This window comes from Polyangium sorediatum (assembly GCF_029946465.1).
GTDB classification, from domain to species: domain Bacteria; phylum Myxococcota_A; class Polyangia; order Polyangiales; family Polyangiaceae; genus Polyangium; species Polyangium fumosum.
The window spans coordinates 1-19,156 of the sequence record NZ_JARZHI010000122.1 but is presented as its reverse complement, the minus strand read 5'-3'; the positions used below and the strand labels follow the sequence as shown (position 1 = coordinate 19,156).

At 69.8% G+C, this 19,156-nt stretch carries 12 protein-coding genes and 2 pseudogenes; 6 read left to right on the top strand and 8 right to left on the bottom strand.

The genetic code is table 11. The features are described 5' to 3' along the window. A pseudogene (locus QHF89_RS48190) lies at positions 1–801 on the top strand (hypothetical protein); the annotation flags it as partial. Positions 802–822: 21 nt separating this feature from the next. Beyond that, positions 823–1,371, top strand: a complete 549-nt coding sequence (locus tag QHF89_RS48185) for a GNAT family N-acetyltransferase (protein WP_136929678.1) — start codon at positions 823–825, stop codon at positions 1,369–1,371. Between the two features lie 453 nt (positions 1,372–1,824). Here QHF89_RS48185 and QHF89_RS48180 read toward each other — a convergent pair whose 3' ends face one another. The 6 genes from QHF89_RS48180 to QHF89_RS48155 form a co-directional block, all read right to left on the bottom strand. Beyond that, complete coding sequence (locus QHF89_RS48180) at positions 1,825–3,138, bottom strand: outer membrane protein assembly factor BamB family protein (protein ID WP_284721938.1); 1,314 nt, start codon at positions 3,136–3,138, stop codon at positions 1,825–1,827. Positions 3,139–3,149: 11 nt separating this feature from the next. Continuing rightward, on the bottom strand, positions 3,150–4,466 hold the full coding sequence (locus tag QHF89_RS48175) for a tetratricopeptide repeat protein (protein ID WP_136973214.1): 1,317 nt from the start codon (positions 4,464–4,466) through the stop codon (positions 3,150–3,152). Between the two features lie 123 nt (positions 4,467–4,589). Then, positions 4,590–7,931, bottom strand: coding sequence for a sulfatase-like hydrolase/transferase (locus QHF89_RS48170; RefSeq protein ID WP_136973213.1), 3,342 nt, complete (start codon positions 7,929–7,931; stop codon positions 4,590–4,592). Beyond that, complete coding sequence (gene greA / locus QHF89_RS48165; RefSeq protein WP_136929681.1) at positions 7,928–8,404, bottom strand: transcription elongation factor GreA; 477 nt, start codon at positions 8,402–8,404, stop codon at positions 7,928–7,930. The genes QHF89_RS48170 and greA overlap by 4 nt, the downstream gene beginning before the upstream one ends. 88 nt (positions 8,405–8,492) lie before the next feature. Then, entirely contained in the window at positions 8,493–8,825 is a 333-nt protein-coding gene (locus QHF89_RS48160) for a hypothetical protein (protein ID WP_136929682.1), read from the bottom strand. A 5-nt stretch (positions 8,826–8,830) separates the two neighbouring features. After that, positions 8,831–9,685: an outer membrane protein assembly factor BamD gene (locus QHF89_RS48155; RefSeq protein ID WP_136929683.1), complete on the bottom strand. Its 855-nt coding sequence runs from the start codon at positions 9,683–9,685 to the stop codon at positions 8,831–8,833. 79 nt (positions 9,686–9,764) lie between these two features. On the opposite strand from QHF89_RS48155, the gene QHF89_RS48150 reads away from it, so the two are divergent. Beyond that, complete coding sequence (locus tag QHF89_RS48150; protein WP_136973212.1) at positions 9,765–11,273, top strand: sigma-54-dependent transcriptional regulator; 1,509 nt, start codon at positions 9,765–9,767, stop codon at positions 11,271–11,273. Here QHF89_RS48150 and QHF89_RS48145 read toward each other — a convergent pair. Continuing rightward, positions 11,270–12,529, bottom strand: a complete 1,260-nt coding sequence (locus tag QHF89_RS48145; RefSeq protein WP_136973211.1) for a DUF4388 domain-containing protein — start codon at positions 12,527–12,529, stop codon at positions 11,270–11,272. The genes QHF89_RS48150 and QHF89_RS48145 overlap by 4 nt on opposite strands. A gap of 76 nt (positions 12,530–12,605) precedes the next feature. On the opposite strand from QHF89_RS48145, the gene QHF89_RS48140 reads away from it, so the two are divergent. Then, entirely contained in the window at positions 12,606–13,544 is a 939-nt protein-coding gene (locus QHF89_RS48140; RefSeq protein WP_284721937.1) for an AAA family ATPase, read from the top strand. Here QHF89_RS48140 and dnaE read toward each other — a convergent pair. Next, positions 13,541–17,170, bottom strand: coding sequence for a DNA polymerase III subunit alpha (gene dnaE, locus QHF89_RS48135; RefSeq protein WP_136973210.1), 3,630 nt, complete (start codon positions 17,168–17,170; stop codon positions 13,541–13,543). The two genes, QHF89_RS48140 and dnaE, sit on opposite strands and share 4 nt — an antisense overlap. Before the next feature lie 273 nt (positions 17,171–17,443). On the opposite strand from dnaE, the gene QHF89_RS48130 reads away from it, so the two are divergent. Together QHF89_RS48130 and QHF89_RS48125 are read left to right on the top strand one after the other, a co-directional pair. Beyond that, positions 17,444–18,523, top strand: coding sequence for a hypothetical protein (locus QHF89_RS48130; protein WP_136929687.1), 1,080 nt, complete (start codon positions 17,444–17,446; stop codon positions 18,521–18,523). Between the two features lie 427 nt (positions 18,524–18,950). Further along, positions 18,951–19,156, top strand: a pseudogene (locus QHF89_RS48125) (hypothetical protein); the annotation flags it as partial.

Here is a 19,156-nt window from a genome sequence, read left to right as displayed (position 1 = left end):
GCTCGAAAGAGTGCCGCCGCCATGGCTGCGGTCGATCCTGCGGCTGCGCGCACGGGCCCTCGTGCGCCGGCCGCGCCGGCCGCGCCCGCCGCGCCGCCGGCTGTGGCCGCAGCTCCCGCGCCCGCCGCGGGGGGGCCGAAACGCGCGACCCCGAAGACGACCGTGATCGACCAGGCCTGGGGTGACTTTGCCCCCTCGGCGCCGCCCCTCGCGCCACCGCCGCCGCCCCTCGAGGAAGAGATCACGGCTCCGCAGGCGCATAACGAGCTGTTCGACATTCCGGTCGACGACCTCGACGGCGAGACGAACGTGCTCTCCGGCCAGGATCTCGGCCGCATCCCGGTGACGCCCGCGCAAGAGCCCGCCGCCGCGCCTGCGCCCGCACCCGCCGCCGCACCTGCGCCCGCCGCCGCACCTGCGCCGGTGGCCGCGCCGGCGCCTGCGTCGGTGGCAGCTCCGGTCGCCCCCGTTGCGCCCGCGCCCGTGCCCGTCGCGGCGGTCACGCCTGCGCCGGCCCGTGTCGTTCGCACGCCGGTACGCCCCGTGGCTCCCGTGAACGTCCCGGGCCCAGCTGCCGCGCCTGCGCCTGTGGCTGCGTCTGCGCCGGCCGCGGCCGCGCCGATCGTCCCGCGCGTGGCTCTGGTCGTCGCGGTTCGGGTCGCCGTGGTCGGTCGGGAAGGGGAAATTCGGGTCGTCCCGCTCGCGCCGGGCCAGAGCCCGCCGCCCGGCACGGCCGTCGCCTTGCTCGTACCCGCGGGAGACGAGGACGCTGCCGTGATCGGCCGCCTCGTGGGCCTCTAGAAGCTCGGAAGGGGATCACCCATGACGGACGCATCGGATCGAGTGAGGCCGCAACGCATCCGCATCACGAAGCTCCAGGAGACGCAAGTCAGCGATCTCGTGGCGCTCGAGAAGGCGTGCACGGCGATGTACCACGACCTCGGCTTCGACGCGGCCGAGGTGCCGCCGCGGACCTGGAACGACATCGCGAATCTGCCGCGGCATCACAACGTCTTCGTGGCCGAGGCCGATCACGAGGTCGCCGGCTACCTCGCGTGGCGGGACGAGTCGCCGGGCGTCGCGTACCTCGAAGAGCTCTCGGTGCACCCGCAATTCCAGCGCTTCGGCGTGGGGACGCGGCTGCTCCAGAAGTTCGAGGAGGACGCGCTGGGCTGTGGGCTGAATGACGCGATCGCGCGGATGTTCGAGAAGGCCACGTGGGCGCAGGGGTTCTACGCGCACCATGGTTACACGCAGCTCGGGGAGCAGGCGTCGCGGAAGGTGCTCGCGTGGCGCGAGGAACGTTCGGGCGGGCGTCCGCTGACGAGGCCTGGCGAGGTCCTGATCTGGAAGTCGTTCCGGGCGCAGTGACGTCCGGCCGGTAGGTCGGGACGGCGGAGCACGAGGGGCGGGCGGGGGCGCGGTGCGTGTCGAGGGAGACGTGTGTCTTCCGGATGAGGCCGACGGACCGGGGACGAGGTCGAGCTCGGGGCGCTCGGCCAGGGTCCGGGTTGGTCCGCGTCGGCTCCGCGAGCGTGTCCGTCGCCATGTCCGGCGGGGCGTCCACACCTGCCCTGAGGCGGATCGCGCGAGTTGACATAATGTATCTTATGCGAAATATAAACGGACCCGGAGAAGGGGGATCCAAGCCGAAAACAGGCCTGAAACCAGGCGTTCCTCGGGTTCGTCTGGACACACGGCGGCCGCGCGACGCGCGCGCACACCTCAGCCTCACGGCCGGTCGCCACGGCCGTCGCTTTCCGTCCCCGCCGTTCCACGCTCCGGCGGCGGCGTCCCCCCGGACGCCTCTCCGCCCCGGTCTCGTCAGCCGCCCTTGCCGCTGAGCCAGCTCATCGTCGTGTCGGCCGGCGCCGGCGCCGGCGGCGTGACCAGCACGCTGAGGAACGAACCGCCGTTGCCCACCACGAACGCCCGCACCCCGAACGCCGCCGGGGTCATCGCGAAGCTGCCGCCCGGCAGAATTCCGTCGATGAGCCCGCCCGTCACGGGCGAAAACAGGAACAAGCCGTACCGCGTCGTCCCCACGAGCAGCGCGCCCGCTACCGGGACCGGCGCCGTGATCCCGCCTTCCGGCAGGTTCCGCCGCCAGAGCGTCCGCCCGTCGTTCGGATCGAGCGCCCAAAGCCCGGTGATTCCGCTCGCAGCGAACAGGATCCGCTGCCCCGGGACGGACGGAAGCGGCCCCGTCCGCGGCGCGTGCGCCGGTTGCTCCCACAAAACGAGTTCCGTCACCCCGACGGCCTTCTCGTTCACCCACGCCCGCGTGCCATTCTCCGCGTCGAGCGCGTACACGCCGCCTGCGTAGCTGCCCACGAACACGACCTCACCCGAGGTGATCCGTGCCACCAGCGGTGTCGTGTCCACGTCCAGATAACGCGGCGTATCACCGCCGGCCTGCTGCTCCGCCTCGGCCGCGAGATCCACGGCCGGCCACTGCTCCGAACCGTCTTCGAGGTCGTACGCGAGCACCACGCCGTCCGAGTACGCCGTGTAAACCTTGTCCCGCCCGAGCGCCGGCCCCGCGTACCCGGCGGACTCCATGCCGAACGCCGGCGTCCGGTGCTGGTGCCACTTGAGCGCCCCGGTCGCCGCGTTCATCGCGATCAGCGTGTCGTTGGCGTTGGTGACATAGACCACGCCGTTCCGCAGCACCGGCTTTCGGCCCACCTCGGCGTTCGTCGCGAACCGCCAGAGCATGCGGCCGTTCGTCGCGTTCACCTTGTAGACCGCGCCGTCGTTCGAGCCGAAGTAGACGACGTCCTCATCGGCGTCGAAGAGCGGCTCGCTCTGCACCGGCCCCATCGTCTCGAAGCGCCAGATCGTCGAGCCGTCCTCGACGCGGAGCGCGTACAGGCCGTTGTCGCTCGACGGGACGAAGACGCGCCGGCCGGCGACGTCGATCGCGGGCTGGCCGCGCTCGTAGACCTCGGCTTGCTGGCGCGACTCGGCCGTCAGCGGCCTTCGGTACGTGATCGAGAGCGTGCCGCCCGGGTGGTGCAGCCACGTCGGGACCTGCGGCGTCGCCGGGATGCTCACGCTCTCGCAGCCGAAGAGCGGGAGCGCGAGGGCCGCGGCGGCCGCGAGAACGCCACGCGAGATCGCGACGGGAGCCCTCACGCTTCGCTCGATCACGGCGTCCCGCCCTGCTGCTGGGCCGCCTTCTTCTGGGCCTCCTCGACCATGCGCCGCGCCTTCTCCTGGATGTCGGCGGGCAAAGGCGCCCCTGCGCCGCCCCCGAACGCCGGCTGTTGCGCGGCTGCGGCGGCCGGATCGATCTGGACCATGAGATCGTGCACCGCGCCCTTGAGGTACTCGAGCGGCTCGGGCTCCTTGCTCGGGAGCGCGAGCTTCTCGTCGAGCGGCTTCAGGACCTCCTTCGCCTTGTCCTTGTTGCCCTTGGCGAAGAGGACACGCGCCTCGTGATAGGTCGCGAGGTCCTTGTATCCCTTGACGTCGATGCCCGCGAGCTCCTTGAAGCTCGCCATCGCGCCGTCGAGATCTCCTTTGCCTTCCTTGGCGTATCCGATGCCCTCGGTGGCGCGCCCCTTCACGTCCGGATCCGCGGCCGCGAGCGGCGACGAGAGCACGGACGCGTAGGCCTCGAGCGCCTTGTCCCAGTCGCGTTTTTCGAGGTACGTGCCGCCCTGGCCGAGCCGCGCGAGCAGCGCCGCGCCCGTGCCGGCGTGCTTGTCGATGACCTTGCCGTACGCGTCGAGCGCAGCCTGCGCCTTGTCGGCTTCGTTCTTGAAGACGCGCGTCGGGTCGATCTCTTTCTGATCGTCGGGGCGCTTGTCCTCTTCCATCACGAGGCCGCGGTTCGCAGCGACGCCCGTGAAGAGATCCGACGAGGCATCCCCGAGCTTCTTGTCGGAGCGCGACGACCAGAAGGCATATCCGCCCGCGCCGACGATCGCCGCGAGGACCACCCACTGGAGGACCCCGACGTTCGCCTTGAGCCACTTCGTGACGGCGGAGGCGCTTCGCGCGAGCGCGTCGTCGACCATCTCGCCCGCGTCGAGCGAGCTCGCGACCGGGCGGCGCTCGGCTGCATCCGCCTGCTCGCGGCGCCGCTTCAGCAGCTCCTTGGCGCGCGCGTTCTTGTCGCGAGGCAGGGCCGCGTCGTCCTCCGCAGCCGCCGCGCCGCCGACGCGCTTCTTGCGCCGCGCGAGCGCATCCTCGCGCCTGCGTGCCGCGCGGTTCGGCTTCGCGGCCTCTTCTTCCTTCTCGCCCTCGTCGGGCTCCGCGGCCGCATCGCCGCCTTCGATCGAGGCGTCCTCTTCCCCCGCGACGCCGAGCGCTGCGGCGACACGCTGCGCGGCTTCGTCCTCGGACTCCGACGCATGAGCCTTCGAAGGCTCGTCGTCCCCCGAGGTCTCCGCCTCGCGCGCGTCCTCGTCCTCGCGCTTCGCGCGGCCCTCTTCCGACTGCTTGTCCTCTCGCGACACGCCCGGGACTCTAGCCGCGCCGCCCCCGGCGTCAATCGGCCTCATCGCGGTTTCCGCGGGACTTCCGTGGTCGTCCGGGGGCCGCGCGCGGCGCCTCCGTCCCCTGCCCGTTCGTGACAAAAGTCACGGATTTTGCGGAGGATCCCCGTCGGAAGAGCCCTCCCCGCCCTCCTCGGGCGTCCACGGCTCGGGCGGCGGCGGAGGCAGCTCGGCGACGAGCGGAACGACCGCGCAGGCCGAGAGTTCCACGTTCTGCGTCGCGTAGACGACGAACTCGCCGTGCTGACCGGGGCGCACCTTCACCGCCGCGGGCAGCGGCGCGAAGACCTCTTGTGGCTTGTCGCCCGGCGGCACGTAAAGCGTCGCCGCGGTGCGCGCATCGAGCTCGGGCGCGCGCTTGGGAACGAGGCCGCCCGTCTCGCGATCGCCGCTGCTCACGAGCCGGCGCGTCCCCACCCCGAAGCGGATCTCGCCGGGCCGGTCGTCGTTCGAACGCGCGCGGCAGAGGACGCGCAGCGCGTCGCCGCCGCCCTCGGACTTCGGCACGACCATACCGACCGCGACGCCACTCCGCGCGAACCGCCGGAGTTTTTCGAGGTCGCGCTCCCGCGGCCCCCCGACGAGCTCGAGCACGTCCGCCTGGAGCGCGATCCGCAGGCCGTTCGGCAACGGATCGGGCACGCCGAGCAGCCGGATGAGCGGGGCGCGGAGCTCGGGGCCGGCGCCGAGCGTGACGAGCGCCTCGGAGAGCGCGACACGCGCGTGCTGGTAGCGCTCGGTCGCGAGGTGCTCGGCGAGCGCGGGGCGGGCCGCGTCCTGGCCGATCGCAGCGAGCGCCTCGGCCACATGCGGCCGCAGGCGGACGTCGTCGAGCGCCGTGATGAGCACGGGGAGCGCGGACTTGGCGCGGATCCTCGCGAGCGCCGCGACGATCTCCTTCGCCCGTTCGAATGGGATCACCTCGCGCTTCTGTGCGCGCTTGCCGTACGCCTCGCGGAACCATGCCACGAGATCGTCCTCGCCGCGGCCATCTCCGCCCTCGGCGAGCGCGAGCGCCGCGAGGCGCCGCCACCGGGGATCCCGATCTTCGAGCAGCTCACGCGTACGCGGCGCACCCTCGCCGAGCCTCGTCAGCGTGAGCGCCGACCAGCGCCGCACCTCGTCGTCCTCGTCCCGCACGAGCGCGAGACGCATCGTCGGCGAGACCTCGGGCCGTTGGAGCTCAAACAGAACCTCGGCGGCCTTGCGCCGGATGAGCACGTCCGCGTCGTCGAGCAATGCGGCCACGTCGAGCGCTGCGTCCGCATCCCCTGCGATCCCGCGCCGGAGCGCCTCGGGCCAGCCCTTGCCCTCGCTGCGTAGCCCCGCGATCTCGTACCGCCCGTGCGAAGCCTCCACGCCGCGGAGCTCCGTGCGCATGTCGGCCATGTCGGCGGCGCGCGCGCCCGAGAGATCCCGCGTCTGCGTCGGATCCCGCTCCACGTCGTAGAGCGCGCACGCGCCAATCCTTCGAGCACAAACGAGCCGGAGGGACCCACGCGCCAGCATGGTCATCGTCTCCGTCTCGGCGAACGCGAAGCCACGCGCGTCCTCCGGGCTCGTGGCTGTGCCCACGAGCGCGCGCCCGAGATCCGCGCCGCGCACGCGCGCCGGCCGCGGGATGTCGAGCCCCGAGAGCACCGTCGGCAGCAGATCGACGAGCTGCACGGGAGCCGACACGCGCCGCGGCGCAAGGAGCCCCGGCGCATGCACCACGAGCGGCACGCGGACCTGCTCCTCGTAGACCGTGGTGCCGTGGTAGCGGCCGCCGTGATCCTGGAACTCCTCGCCGTGATCGGCGCTCACGATCACCACCGCGCCAGGCCTTCGCGCGCGCACCGCAGCGAGGAGCGAGCCGAGGCCCGCGTCCGCCGCGGCGATCTCCGCATCGTAGCGATCGATGTCGCGATCGCCGAAGTCGTGCTCGGGGTGCGTCTCGTAAGGCTCGTGCGGCTCGAAGAGGTGCACCCACAAGAAGACGCGGGCGTCCTTGTCGACGCCGTCGAGGTACGACTCGACCTGCTTGGCGCGGCGATCGGCGCTCGCGAACTCAATCTTGCGGTACTCGAAGTCGAGCCCACGCTCGCGGATCGCGCCGAAGCGCTCGGCGTCGATGAAAAAGACCGCCGGCGGGAAGAAGGCCGCGGTCTTGTAGCCGTAACGGCGGAGCTGCCCGGCCCACGTCTCGGAGTCGGCGCCGAGCCCCTGCAGCACGAGCGGGCGGATGTACTTGCCCGTCATCAGCGAGGTGACGGCGTACGAGGTGTGCGGCGTCGGCGTGTAGGCCCTCTCGAAGACCACACCCTCGGCCGCGAGCGCATCGATCGTCGGCGTGGTTTTTCGCCCGTAGCCGTAGGCACCGACGTGATCGGCGCGCAGCGCGTCGATCGTGACGAGCACGATGTCGCGGCCCGCGAGATCCACCGCGCGCCCCGCCTGCCCCTGGTTCATGACGAGCGGCGCGTCGTCGAGGGGCGGCGGCGGCGAGAGCGCGGCCGCGATCTCCACGGCGTTCGCGAGCACCGGCGCGCGCGTCAGGTACACGAGCCGCACGTTGTCCGCGGGCGCGAGGCGCTCCGCCGCCGAGGGCGAGGCTGCCGCGGACAAAGCGAACAAGCCGAGCGCGAGCGCCGCGCGCGCGAGCTTCATGCCGACCGGCGCAATCGGCCCTTCGGGATCGTCCGTGCTCCCGGGTCGCATGCGCCGCGGCGCGTCCCACGCGACAGTGGCGAACGGCGTGACGAGGAGCGCGAGGAGCGCGAGGCCACGATGGAACGCCGGATACAGCCGCGGCAGGACGAGCAGGTTGACGAGCTCGATCGCAAAGAGCAGCGCGATCACGCCGAGAAAGACACCCAAGCTGAACGTGCGTCGCGGCTTCGGCGCGAGCGCCCGCGCCACGAGCGGCCCGATCACGAACACGCCGGCGAACGCGACGGCGGCGACGATCCCCACGAACGGCGCGCGGAGAGACCCGGACAGGAGGCGCCCCGTGGACACGCCGAACGCCACGGCACCGGCGAAACCTGCCGCGGCGAGCGCAAACCCGACCCTGCCCCAGCGTCCTTCCGCGTGGCGCGCGAGCTCGACGATAACCCCGCCGAGCGCCGCGATCGGCGCGGCCGCCGCAAACGCGATCGGCCACAGCTTTCCGAGCGCGAGCGTGAGCTCGTGCAGCCCGACGAGCTCACGCCGGAAGACAATGCCGATGACGACGAGCTCGATCAGCAGGAACACGCCGATCGCGAGATAGCCGTCGGCGATCCGCCATCCGAGTGGAAGATCCCGCGTCCGCGCGCGCGTCCGCGCCACGCTCGCGCCGTCCCGGTCCGGCTTGGGCGCCGAGACCGCGAGCCGACCCTTCGCGCGGCTCGGTCGAGGCGCGGCGGGCGGGACGTGTGCGCCCTCCCCGCCGCGGTTCGTCATGCGTAGATGATCTCGAGGATCTCGTAGGTGCGCGGCCCGGCCGGCATGACGACGCGGACCTCCTCGCCGACCTCACGGCCGATGAGCGCGCGCGCGAGCGGCGAGGACACCGAGATGCGGTTCTGCTTGATGTCCGCTTCTTCGGGACCGACGATTTGGTAGACGACTTCCTCGTCCGAATCGACGTTCATGAGCTTCACGCGGGCGCCGAACTGGATCTTGCTGCCGCTCAGCTTGCTCGGGTCGATGACCTCTGCGCGGCTCAGCGTTTGCTCGATGAACGTGATGCGCGCGACGATGAGCCCCTGACGTTCCTTCGCGGCGTGGTACTCGGCGTTCTCCGACAGGTCGCCGTGATCGCGGGCCACGCTGATGTCCTTGACCACCTGCGGGAGCTCGATCTTCTTGAGCCGCTCGAGCTCCTCGCGCAGCCGAGCTTGCCCTTCGGGCGTCATGGGCACCTTTTCAGACATCGCAACACCTCGAAAACGACGCTCGGACACGCCGAGCCGAACCTTCGATCCCCTTTAGCATGTTCACGCCGAAGCCGCGCCCACCCCGTCAGCTCGGGCCACGCCAGCGTACGATCCGCCGCGGCATCGGCCTCCCCGCGTCACGCGCCGCGCGCAGGGCCGCCTTGACCAACGCCGCGCCCGCTTTCTCCAGGCCCGCGACGTCCACCCCGACGGCTGCGCCCTCGATCCGCGCCGCCACGTTCGCGCGGCCTTCCGCGCCGCCCTCGCCCGCTTGCTCGACGCGAATTTCGAGCGGCAGGTCCACGTCGGGCAAGTGAGCGAACCCGCGGTAGGTCACGCCCGCCCCTTCCTCCTCGCCCTCGCCGCGCACGAGCGCGTACCGCACGCCCGCCGTGGGGCGCCTCTGCGACGCGTCCATTCGAACTAGGTTCCCTGCTTGCCCGCTTTTTGCGCGTCGAGCTCCGCGAGGAACCGCTTCGCCGTCACGGCGAAGGGCCCGCCGTACTCGTCGAGCACCTTCTGGAAGACGGCGCGCGCGTCGTCGGGTTTGTCCATTCGCATCAACGTCTCGCCCTTGAGCACGAGCGCCTCGGGTTCGAGCGTCGAGCCGGGGAAGAGCTTCAGCGCGTGATCGATCCGCGCGATCGTCGCCGGGTAGATGTCCTGCCGCAGGTAGAAGCGCGCCACGTAGAGCTCGTGCCGCATGAGCCGGCCTTGCACGGCCTGGTGCATCTTGCGCACGTCCTCCGCGTAGCGGCTGCGCGGGTTGTCGCGCAGGAACGCGCCGAGCTCGCGGTAGGCCTCGAGCGCCGTGCCTTGATCACGCTCTTCCTGCGGCGGAAGGAGGAACGTGTCGTCGATGTCGCGGAAGAGCGATTTCGCGATGCGGTAGCGCGCGTACTCGACGTCGCGATCCGTGCGGTGGTTCTGGATGAACTCGCGGTAGGCCGAGACGGCGTCCGCGTACTTCTCCTGCTCGAACTCGACGTCGGCGATGCGCAGCTCCGCGAGCGTCGCGTAGCGGCTGTACGGGAAAAGCTTGCGCACCTCGGCGAACAGGGCGCGCGCGTCTTCCCACGACTTGCTGCGGTAGGAGCGCATCGCCTCCTCGTAGGCGGCGCGCGCGTCGTCCGTGTAGGTGAGGGTCGCCTTGCGCCCGTCGCCAACCTGGATATCGCAGCCCGCCGCCGCGAGGAGAAGAAGGGGGACGACGAAGCCGAGCGCTCGGGCGAACCGCGCCGAGGGCCTCGAAGACGTCGAACCGCAGACCTTGCCCATCCCGCGCTCCGTAGCCCTTCCTTGGCCGGCGCGCCAGTGCTTCCTGCCCCGCCGGGAGGCAGGTATGGATACGTGCGGCATGGAAAGCTCGTTCGTAACGCCCCAGGCGGCCCCCGGCGAGGCCCTGGGGGCCGCCGTCGCCCCCACGGTCCTCGTCGTCGATGACGAGCGCAACATCCGTCGCACCCTGGATCTCGTCCTGCGCGGCGAAGGCTACGAGGTCATCGAGGCCGAGAGCGGCGAACAAGCGCTCGAGATCCTCGCCAACGGCGGCAGGCCCGTCGACCTCGCGATCATCGACCTCTTGCTCCCCGGCATGGGAGGGCTCGAGCTGCTCGAGCGCATCCGCCGCGACGAGGCCACGCGCAGCCTGCCGGTCGTCGCGATCAGCGGCCACGCGACGGTCCACGACGCGGTGAAGGCCATCAAGCTCGGCGCGGGCGACTTTTTCGAAAAACCCGTGAGCCGCGAGCGCGTGCTCGTCAGCGTGAAGAACGCGCTCTACTCGTCGGAGCTCGCGCGCAAGGTGCGGGATCTCGAGGCGGAGCTGCTCGCGCGGTACGAGATGATCGGCCGCGCGCCGGTCATGCAGAAGCTCTACAAGGAGATCGATCGCGTCGCGCCGACGAAGGCGAGCGTGCTCATCACGGGCGAGAGCGGCACGGGCAAGGAGCTCGTGAGCCGCGCGATCCACCGCCTCTCGCCGCGCATCGCGGGCCCGTTCGTCAAAGTGAACTGCGCCGCGATCCCGCGTGAGCTCATCGAGAGCGAGCTCTTCGGCCACGAGCGCGGCGCCTTCACGGGCGCCCAGTCCCGCAAGCGTGGCTTCTTCGAGCAAGCGCACGGCGGCACGTTGTTCCTCGACGAGATCGGCGACATGGAGCCCTCGGCGCAGGCGAAGGTGCTGCGCGCCCTTCAATCCGGCGAGATCAGCCGGCTCGGAAGCGAGCGGACCCTGCAGGTCGACGTGCGCGTGCTCGCGGCGACGAACAAAGACCTCAGCCGCGAGGTCTCCGCCGGCCGTTTCCGCGAGGATCTCTTCTTCCGCCTCGCGGTCTTCCCCATCCGCGTCCCTTCGCTCCGCGAGCGTATGGAGGACATCCGCCCGCTTGCCGACGCCTTCATGGCCTCGTTCTGCAAAGAGAACGGGCTCAAGACGAAGCGCATGGATCCGGCCGTCCACGTCGCGCTCGAACGCCGCAGCTTTCCGGGCAACGTGCGCGAGCTGAAGAACGTCATCGAGCGCGCGGCGATCCTCTCCGGCGACACCGTCACGATCGCCGACCTGCCCGAAGATCCCCACGCGAGCCCCTTCGACGACGACCTCCAAACACCCGAGGCACCCGACGCGAGCGAGCCCATGCGTACGCCGCCGGGCCCGCTCCCGCCTTCGATCGAGGCCATCCCGCGCACCGAAGGCGGCCGCAGGCTCACGCTGCGCGAGTTCCGCGATCAGGCCGAGCGCCGCTACATCATCGAGGTCCTGCAGAGCCTCGACTGGAACATCTCGCGCGCCGCGATCGTCCTCGGCGTCGAGCGCACGAACCTGCACAAGAAGATCCGCGCCTACGACATCCGTCGGGGTTAGTGGGAGGGCGCGAGCGGCGCGATGATGTCCGCGACGCTCTTCGCGAGCAGCGGCGCCCCTGCCCCGCTCCGCGTCGACGCCTCGCGCAGCACCGGCTCCGCGATGAAGATCGCGAACGACACGTAGTCGTAGAGCCATTGCGCGAGCATCGCCTCGGCTTGATCCGGGCCGACGAGCATCGCCACGTTCTCGATGATCTGCCCGTCGTCGAGCGTGCCGTCCGGCTTGGGCCCCGCGCGCATGAAGAGCGCGTCGTAGATGCCCGCGCCCGTCGCGAACGAGGCGAGGTGCTGCCGGACCTCGTCACCTCGTTTCACGGCGTCGACCTCGCGCATCACCATCGACATCGCCTCGTTGAAGAGCGCCACGATCGCGGCTGGCCCCGTGGGCCGCGGCGCGCGCACCGTCACACAGCCCCCTTGCACGAGCTGGAAGATCTGCCGCGTGACCTCGAACTCCCCCTGCCCCACCGCGCGGCAGATGTCGGCCACGGAGCGCACCCCGTCGATCGCCTGGTAGATCTGCACGACGTCGCCTTCGGTCGGCGGAGGCCGATCGGGCACGCGATCGGGCACGTGCTCGGCGGACGGGATGCGCTCGCGGAAGTAGCGCATCTCGTCCATGCGCCGCACCGCTTCCATCAAGAGGCCGCTCACGGGCAGGTTCTGCCGCGACGTCAGCCGCGCCTCGTCGAAGCGATCGAGGAAGTAGAACATCCCGCTCTCGGCGCGCATCACCGCGTAGACGATCTCCTCGACCTGCCGGCCCATGAGCTGGAACAACGTCTCGCGCGAGATGTGCCCCATGCGCACCGCCATCTCGCCGAAACGCACGTCGCCCGTCACGGCCCTCGCCACCTCTTGCAACTGCTCCAGCGAGAGCGCGCCGTAACGGTAGAGCATCTCGCCGAGCCGCTCTCCTTCGGCGCTCGACAGCGCGCCGATCACCGCGCCGTGCTCGAAGAAGACGCTCCGGTTCGTCGCGCCGTCGTAGATCGCGAGCTCGCCGGTCCACGCGCTCTGGCCGACCATCGACACGATGTCGCAGAGCGCGCTCGCGCTCGTGATCTCGCCGCAGAGCCGCAAGCTCCCGGCCTCGACCCCTTCCGCGCGTCGCATCACGACCACGTGCGCAGGCGCCGGCATCAGTCGGAACGCGCCTTGTCGCGCGCGCATTCGCTGGCTTGCCAGCTTGCCGACTGGGTGCGCCGTACCCGTGCCGTCCACGCGCACGAGATCGTGGCCGTCCTCGCCCATCTGCTCGGTTTATAGCAGGACACGAGCGGGACATGCCCCGGCATTCCGCGGGGATGGCCATGCTACCGTGCTCCCCGTGACCGCTTCCCCCGACCCGATCGCCTCTCCCCAGGCGCTCTCGGCTGCCCTTGGCGCGGCGCGCTACCTCTGCGACCCGGCCACGGCGCTCTCCCTCTGGCTCGCCCTCCGCATGGAGCGCCCGCTCATGCTCGAAGGGCCCGCGGGGGTCGGCAAGACCGACCTCGCCCGCGCCGCCGCCCAGGCGCTCGGCCGTCCGCTCGTCCGGTTGCAGTGTTACGAGGGCCTCGACGAGGCCAAGGCCCTCTACGAGTGGGACTACGCCAAGCAGATGCTTTACACGCAGCTCCTCCGCGACGCGATCGCCGCGGAGACACGCGGCGCGTCGATCGCCGGAGCCGCGGAGATCGTGGCCCGGAGCGAGGCCTCGTTCTTCACCGAGCATTTCCTCCTCGCCCGCCCGCTGCTCGCCGCGATCCGCAGCGACGCGCCCGTCGTCCTGCTCATCGACGAGGTCGATCGCGCCGATCCCGAGTTCGAGGCGTTCCTCCTCGAGATCCTCTCCGAGCTGCAAGTCACCATCCCCGAGCTCGGCACCTTCCGCGCCAAGCACCCTCCGCTCGTGCTTCTGACGACGAACGCCACGCGCGAGATGACCGAGGCGCTCCGCAGGCGATGCCTGCACGCCTTCCTCGATTACCCGTCCTCCTCGCGCGAGCTCGCGATCCTGGAGCTCGTCGTCCCTGGCATCGATCACACGCTCGCCGCGCACCTCGTCGCGTTCATCGGCGAGCTGCGCAAGATGGATCTCCGCAAGGCGCCCGCCGTGAGCGAGACGCTCGACTGGGCGCGCGCGCTCGTCCTGCTCGGCAAGAGCAAGCTCGATCCGGACCTCGCGCGCGACACGCTCGGCCTCTTGCTCAAGCACCAGGAAGACAAGGTCTCGGTCGAGCCGCGCCTCGACACGATGGTGAAAACGACGGCTTCGTCGCGTTAGCGCAGCTCCGCGACCTTCTCGCCGAAGAGTTTTTCCAGGCGCGCGAGCATCTCGTCGCTCGGCGTCACCGTGAGATCACGCCCGAGCGCGAGCACCGCCTCGGCGCCGTCGTCGAGCTGGATCAAGAGGTGCACCGGGCAGACGCCACGGCTCGACGCCAGGACGTCCCGCAGCTTGCCGATGTGATCGCGCGTCGCTTTCCGGGCCTGCACGCGGATGCGCACGCTTTTCGTCTCGGCACGGATCGCGTCTGCGAGCAGCTCGACCACGTCGAGCATCAACGTCGGCTCTCGCGGCGCTGCTTGCTCGTCCTCGGCGCCCTCTTCCACCTGCGGAAAACTCACCTTGCCCGAGACGAGGACCGGCTCGGTTCCCTGCAGGATCGCGCCGTACGTCTCGATCTGCTTGTCGCGCACCTTCACCTCGACACGGCCGCTCGTGTCTTCGAGGTGGAAAAACGCGATCTTGCCGCCGCCGCCTTTGAAGATGCGCTCGCGGTAGCCCTCGACCATCCCGGCCACGCGCACCTTCGACCACGGATCCTTATGCGGAAGTGCGCTCGCCGCGATCACGTCGAAGCGACTGAGCTCCGTGCCGTACCGCTCGAGCGGATGCCCCGAGACGTAGAAGCCGAGCGACTGCTTCTCGCGCACCAGCATCTCGCGCAGATCCCACGGCTCGCACTGCGGGTACTCGTCGAGCTTCTGCTCGGCCGCGGGGGCCGCCTTCGCGAAGAGGCTGAACAGCGAACCCTGACCACGCTCGCGATCCTTGCTCGCGCTCCTCGCGCGTTCGAGCGCCTGATCGAGCGCGGCGAACGCGCGGGCCCGCGTGACACCGCGCGGCAGCAGCGTGGCGTCGAACGCCCCGGATTGTACGAGCGCTTCGAGCACGCCCTTGTTCACGCGCCGCGCGTCGACGCGCTGGGCGAAGTCGAACAGATCGGCGAACGCGCCGCCCGAGGTGCGCGCTTCGAGCACCGCCTCCAGCGCCGACTCGCCCACGCCGCGGATCGCGCCGAGGCCGAAGCGGATCTTCGGATCGTAGGGATCGGCGTCCTTGATCTTGCTCGGCGCCTTCCGGCCGGCCTTTTTCGTGGCCTTGCCCGGCTCGCTGTAGACGACCGAGAAGTCGATGTTCGACTCGTTGATGTCGGGCGGGAGGATGTCGACGCCCCAGGCGCGGCCCTCCGCGATGATCCGCACGACCTTCTCGATCTTGTCGCGATCCGCCGTCATCAACGCGCAGAGGAACTCCACCGGGTAATGACGCTTGAGGTACGCCGTCTGGTACGTGATGAGCGCGTACGCGGCCGAGTGGCTCTTGTTGAAGCCGTACCCCGCGAAGAACTCGAGCAGCCCGAAGATGGTATCGGCGTCCTTCTCGGACACGCCGTTCTTCAAGGAGCCCTCGACGAAGATGGACTTCTGCTTGGCCATCTCCTCGGGCTTCTTCTTGCCCATCGCGCGGCGGAGCAGGTCGGCGCCGCCGAGCGTGTAGCCGGCGAGCTGCTGCGCGATCTGCATGACCTGCTCCTGGTAGACGATGACGCCGTAGGTCGGCTTGAGCAGATCGTCGACGAGGTCGTGCATCTTCGCGATGGGCTTGCGCCCGTGCTTGCAGTCGACGAAGTCCTTCACCATGCCCGTGCCGAGCGGGCCGGGGCGGTAGAGCGCGACGGCGGCGACGATGTCCTCGAAGTTCGTCGGGCGTAGATCCTTGAAGAGCTGCTGCATGCCGCTCGATTCGAGCTGGAACACGCCCGTCGTCTCGCCCGACTGCAGGAGGTGGAACGTCTCCTCGTCGGTGAGCGAAATCGCGTTGATGTCGAACGCCTCGGCCGGTGACTTGCCCTTCTGATCGGGCCGCGCGCGGATGAGCCGCACCGCGATGTCGATCACGGTGAGCGTCTTCAGGCCGAGGAAGTCGAACTTGACGAGGCCCGCCTGCTCGACGTCGTCTTTGTAGTACTGCGTGACGAGCGCCTCGCCGTTCCGGAAGCACGGCACGTGGTCCCAGAGCGGGCCCTCGCTGATCACGATGCCGGCCGCGTGCATGCCGGCGTGCCGCGTCAGCCCCTCGAGCTTCTGCGCCTGCGTGAGCAATTCGCGCACCGAGGGATCACTCTCCATGTGCGCCTTGAGCTTCGGCTCGATCTCGATCGACTCGGGGATCGTGTACGTCTGCCCCGGCCCCTTCTGCGGGATCAGGTTCGCGATCTTCTGCGCCTCGGCGGGCGGGAAGCTCATCGCGCGGGCGACGTCTTTGATGACGCTTTTCGCCTTGAGCTCGTGGAACGTCGCGATCTGCCCGACGCTCGTCTTGCCGTACTTCTCGGCGACGTACCGGATCACCTCGTCGCGTCGATCCATGCAGAAGTCGACGTCGAAGTCCGGCATGCTCACGCGCTCCGGGTTCAGGAAGCGCTCGAAGAGCAGGTTGTACGGGATTGGATCGAGATCCGTGATGCGCAGCGCGTACGCCACGAGCGAGCCCGCGCCGGAGCCGCGGCCCGGGCCCACCGGGATCCCCATCTCCTTCGCCTGCCGGATGAAGTCCCAGACGATCAGGAAGTAGCCGGGGAACTTCATCCCGATGATGACGTCGAGCTCCATGTCGAGGCGCTTGCGGTACGCCTCCTGGTCGACGGTCTTGCCCCCGCGGTGGAACTCCTCGAAGCGCTTCGTCAGCCCCTCGTGCGAGACGTGCCGGAAGTACGAGTTCGTATCGAACCCCTCCGGCAGCGCGAACGTCGGCAGCATCGGCTGGCCGAGCTTCAGCTTGAGCCCCGCGCATCGCTCGGCGATCTCCAGCGTGCTCTTGATGGCCTCCGGGTGGTCGCGGAAGACGTGCGTCATCTCGTCCGGCGACTTGAGGAACATCTCGAAGCTCTGGTGATGGGCTTCGAAAGCGTCCGCGTACGAGCGGTTCGCCGCGATGCACGACAGGTAGAGGTGCCCCTCGCCGTCGTCGCGGCTGCCGAAGTGCGCGTCGTTCGTCGCCACGATCGGCAGGCCGCGATCCTTCGCGAGGCGCGTGAGGATCCCGTTCAGCACTGGCTGCTCGACGAGCCCGTGATCCTGCAGCTCCACGTACAGGCTGCCCGGCTCGAACGTCTCCACGAGCCGGTCCATCGCCGCGCGCCCTTCGTCCTCGCCCTGCTCGAGCACGCGCTGCGCGAGCACGCCGCCCATGCAGCCGGAGAGGCCGATCAGGCCCTTGTTGTTCTGCGCGATGAAGTCGAGCGGCACGCTCGGCGCGGCGCCGCTCGCAGGCGTCACGTGCCCTTCGGACACGATCCGAACGAGGCTCTTGTAGCCCTCGAGGTTCGACGCGAGCAGCACCAGGTGATCGACCGGCGCGTCGTCCGACTTGCCGCTCGGGGCATCGCTGCGCGCGGACCGAGGCCGCGCGACGTTCACCTCGCAGCCGAGGATGGCGCCTACCTGGGCGTCCTTGCACGCCTTGTAGAGCTGGATCGCGCCGAACATGTTGCCGTGATCGGTCAGCGCCACGGCGCGCATGCCGAGCGCCTTCGTCTTGCCGACGAGGTCCTTGATTTTGAGGGCCCCGTCGAGCAGCGAGTACTGCGAGTGGACGTGGAGATGAACGAACTCGGCTGCCACGATCGATCTTGCCTCGGCGTTTCTAGCTGCTCGGGCGAGCTCGCTTCAGGATAGGCGCGCGTCATCGAAGAGGCGCGTGTTCGTGATGCTTGGCGTCACTCGTGAAGCTGCATCGTACGGCTGCACTCTGGTCGTGTACGAGGCGCCGCGCCCTGTGACGCTCTTGTGAAGCGACTGCGCCCTGGCTAGCATGCGCCACATCCACGGGCACTCGACGAGCTGCCGTGCGCTTGACGACCCACGCTCGGGTCCGGGAAAGTGAGTCAGGTTTCTATGCTTCGCACCCGTCTTCTCTCCGCCGCGTTCGCGGCGACTTCGCTCGCGATTCTTGGCTGTGGCTCCGACACGGTCTCGGAGAAACCCCCGGTTCCGCCGCCGTCCGAGGATCCCGCGGGCCTCGCGCCGCCGGAAGAGCCCGCTGGTTTGTCCGCCTGTGAGGGGCCGGGCAAGGTGATGGCGATGAGCCAGATCTTCCTCGGCGACACGAAGCGCGATGGCACGCCCGATCCCACGGGCGGCTGGAAGGCTTACGGCTACGATCTCGACGGTCGTGCCTCGACGAAGTCGTCGGTCGGCCTGTGCAAGCCGCGCGCGGGCGGCTCGCCTGCGGCTGTGTATCCGGACGGCGAAGAGGGCCGGGACAACTCGTTCGGCAAGAACATCCTGCCGGTCATCCTCGGCCTCTCGTCCGACCTCAGCACGCAGGCGAACGAGGCGATCTCGGATGGCGAGTTCACGATCATGCTCGACATGTCGACGCTCGGCACGGCGTCGGACTGCAACGGCCTGTCGTCGAAGCTCTACGGCGGCGCGGATCTCGGCGCTCCGCCGAAGTGGGACGGCACCGATCAGTGGCCGCTCCTGCCCGAGCTCTTGAACAACGACATGGATCCGACCTCGGCGAAGATCGTCTTCCCGAAGAGCTACGTCGTGAAGGACACGTGGGTCTCGGGCACGAAGGGCACGGTCAAGCTCTCGCTCTCGATCAGCGGCTTCTCGATCACGCTCGACATCAACAGCGCGGTCATCACCGTGGACCTCGACGCGGATCGCAACGGCGGCACGAACGGCACGATCGCCGGCGTCATCGAGACCGAGGCGCTCATCGCGGAGATCACGAAGGTCGCGGCGGCGTTCGACGAGTCGTTCTGCGATCCGATGTCGCCGACGCTGCAGAGCATCCTGAACCAGATCCGCCAGGCGTCCGACATCATGAAGGACGGCACGCAGGATCCGGCCGTCGAGTGCAACGGCATCTCGATCGGCCTCGGCTTCAACGCCAAGGCCGTGCAGCTCGGACCGGTGGCGCCGAAGGGCGAGCCCCCGCCGGATCCCTGCGCCCCGATGCCGTGAAGGCTCGCGTCTGACGCGAGGGGCCGGCCCACCGCCCGGCCCCTCGTGGCCCGACGACGACATCGAAAAGCAAAGGGCGCATCCGGCGCACGCCAGCGGGGGGAAAGGGCGTGTGGTTCGGCGGCGCCCTTTGGTTTGTCAGGGGGTTCGTGATGAGGGGGGTGGCTGGTACGTCGGCGGCGAGAACGTGCCTGGGGTGAGCCGTTTGGCCCGCGAAAAACGTCGAGGGGCAGGAAGCACGACGCGTAAGGCGTCTGCGCGCTCTGACGTTGGGTGGGGGTACCAAGCGGCGAAAGAAAAACTCCAAACCGCTCTGAAGAAACCTGATAAAAGCGCGTCCAAGACCCCGTTCGGCTCGACGGCTGCCTGCACGCCGGTGAACCATGGCTTGGCCGCGGCCCGTGCTTCTCGGAGGAGATCAATCTCTATGCAAAAGTTCCTGGCTCCTGTTCTGTGCACCGTGCTGATGGTCGGCGCCCTCGGCGCGATGACTGGCTGCACGGCCTCTGCGTCCGTGGGTGGTGGTGCGGAGACGCCGCCGCCCCCGCCGCCGCCGCCCCCGCCGCCCCCGCCGCCGCCGCCGCCGCCCCCGGCCGCGGCGCCCGCGTCCGACCTCAACATGGAGGGCAACAA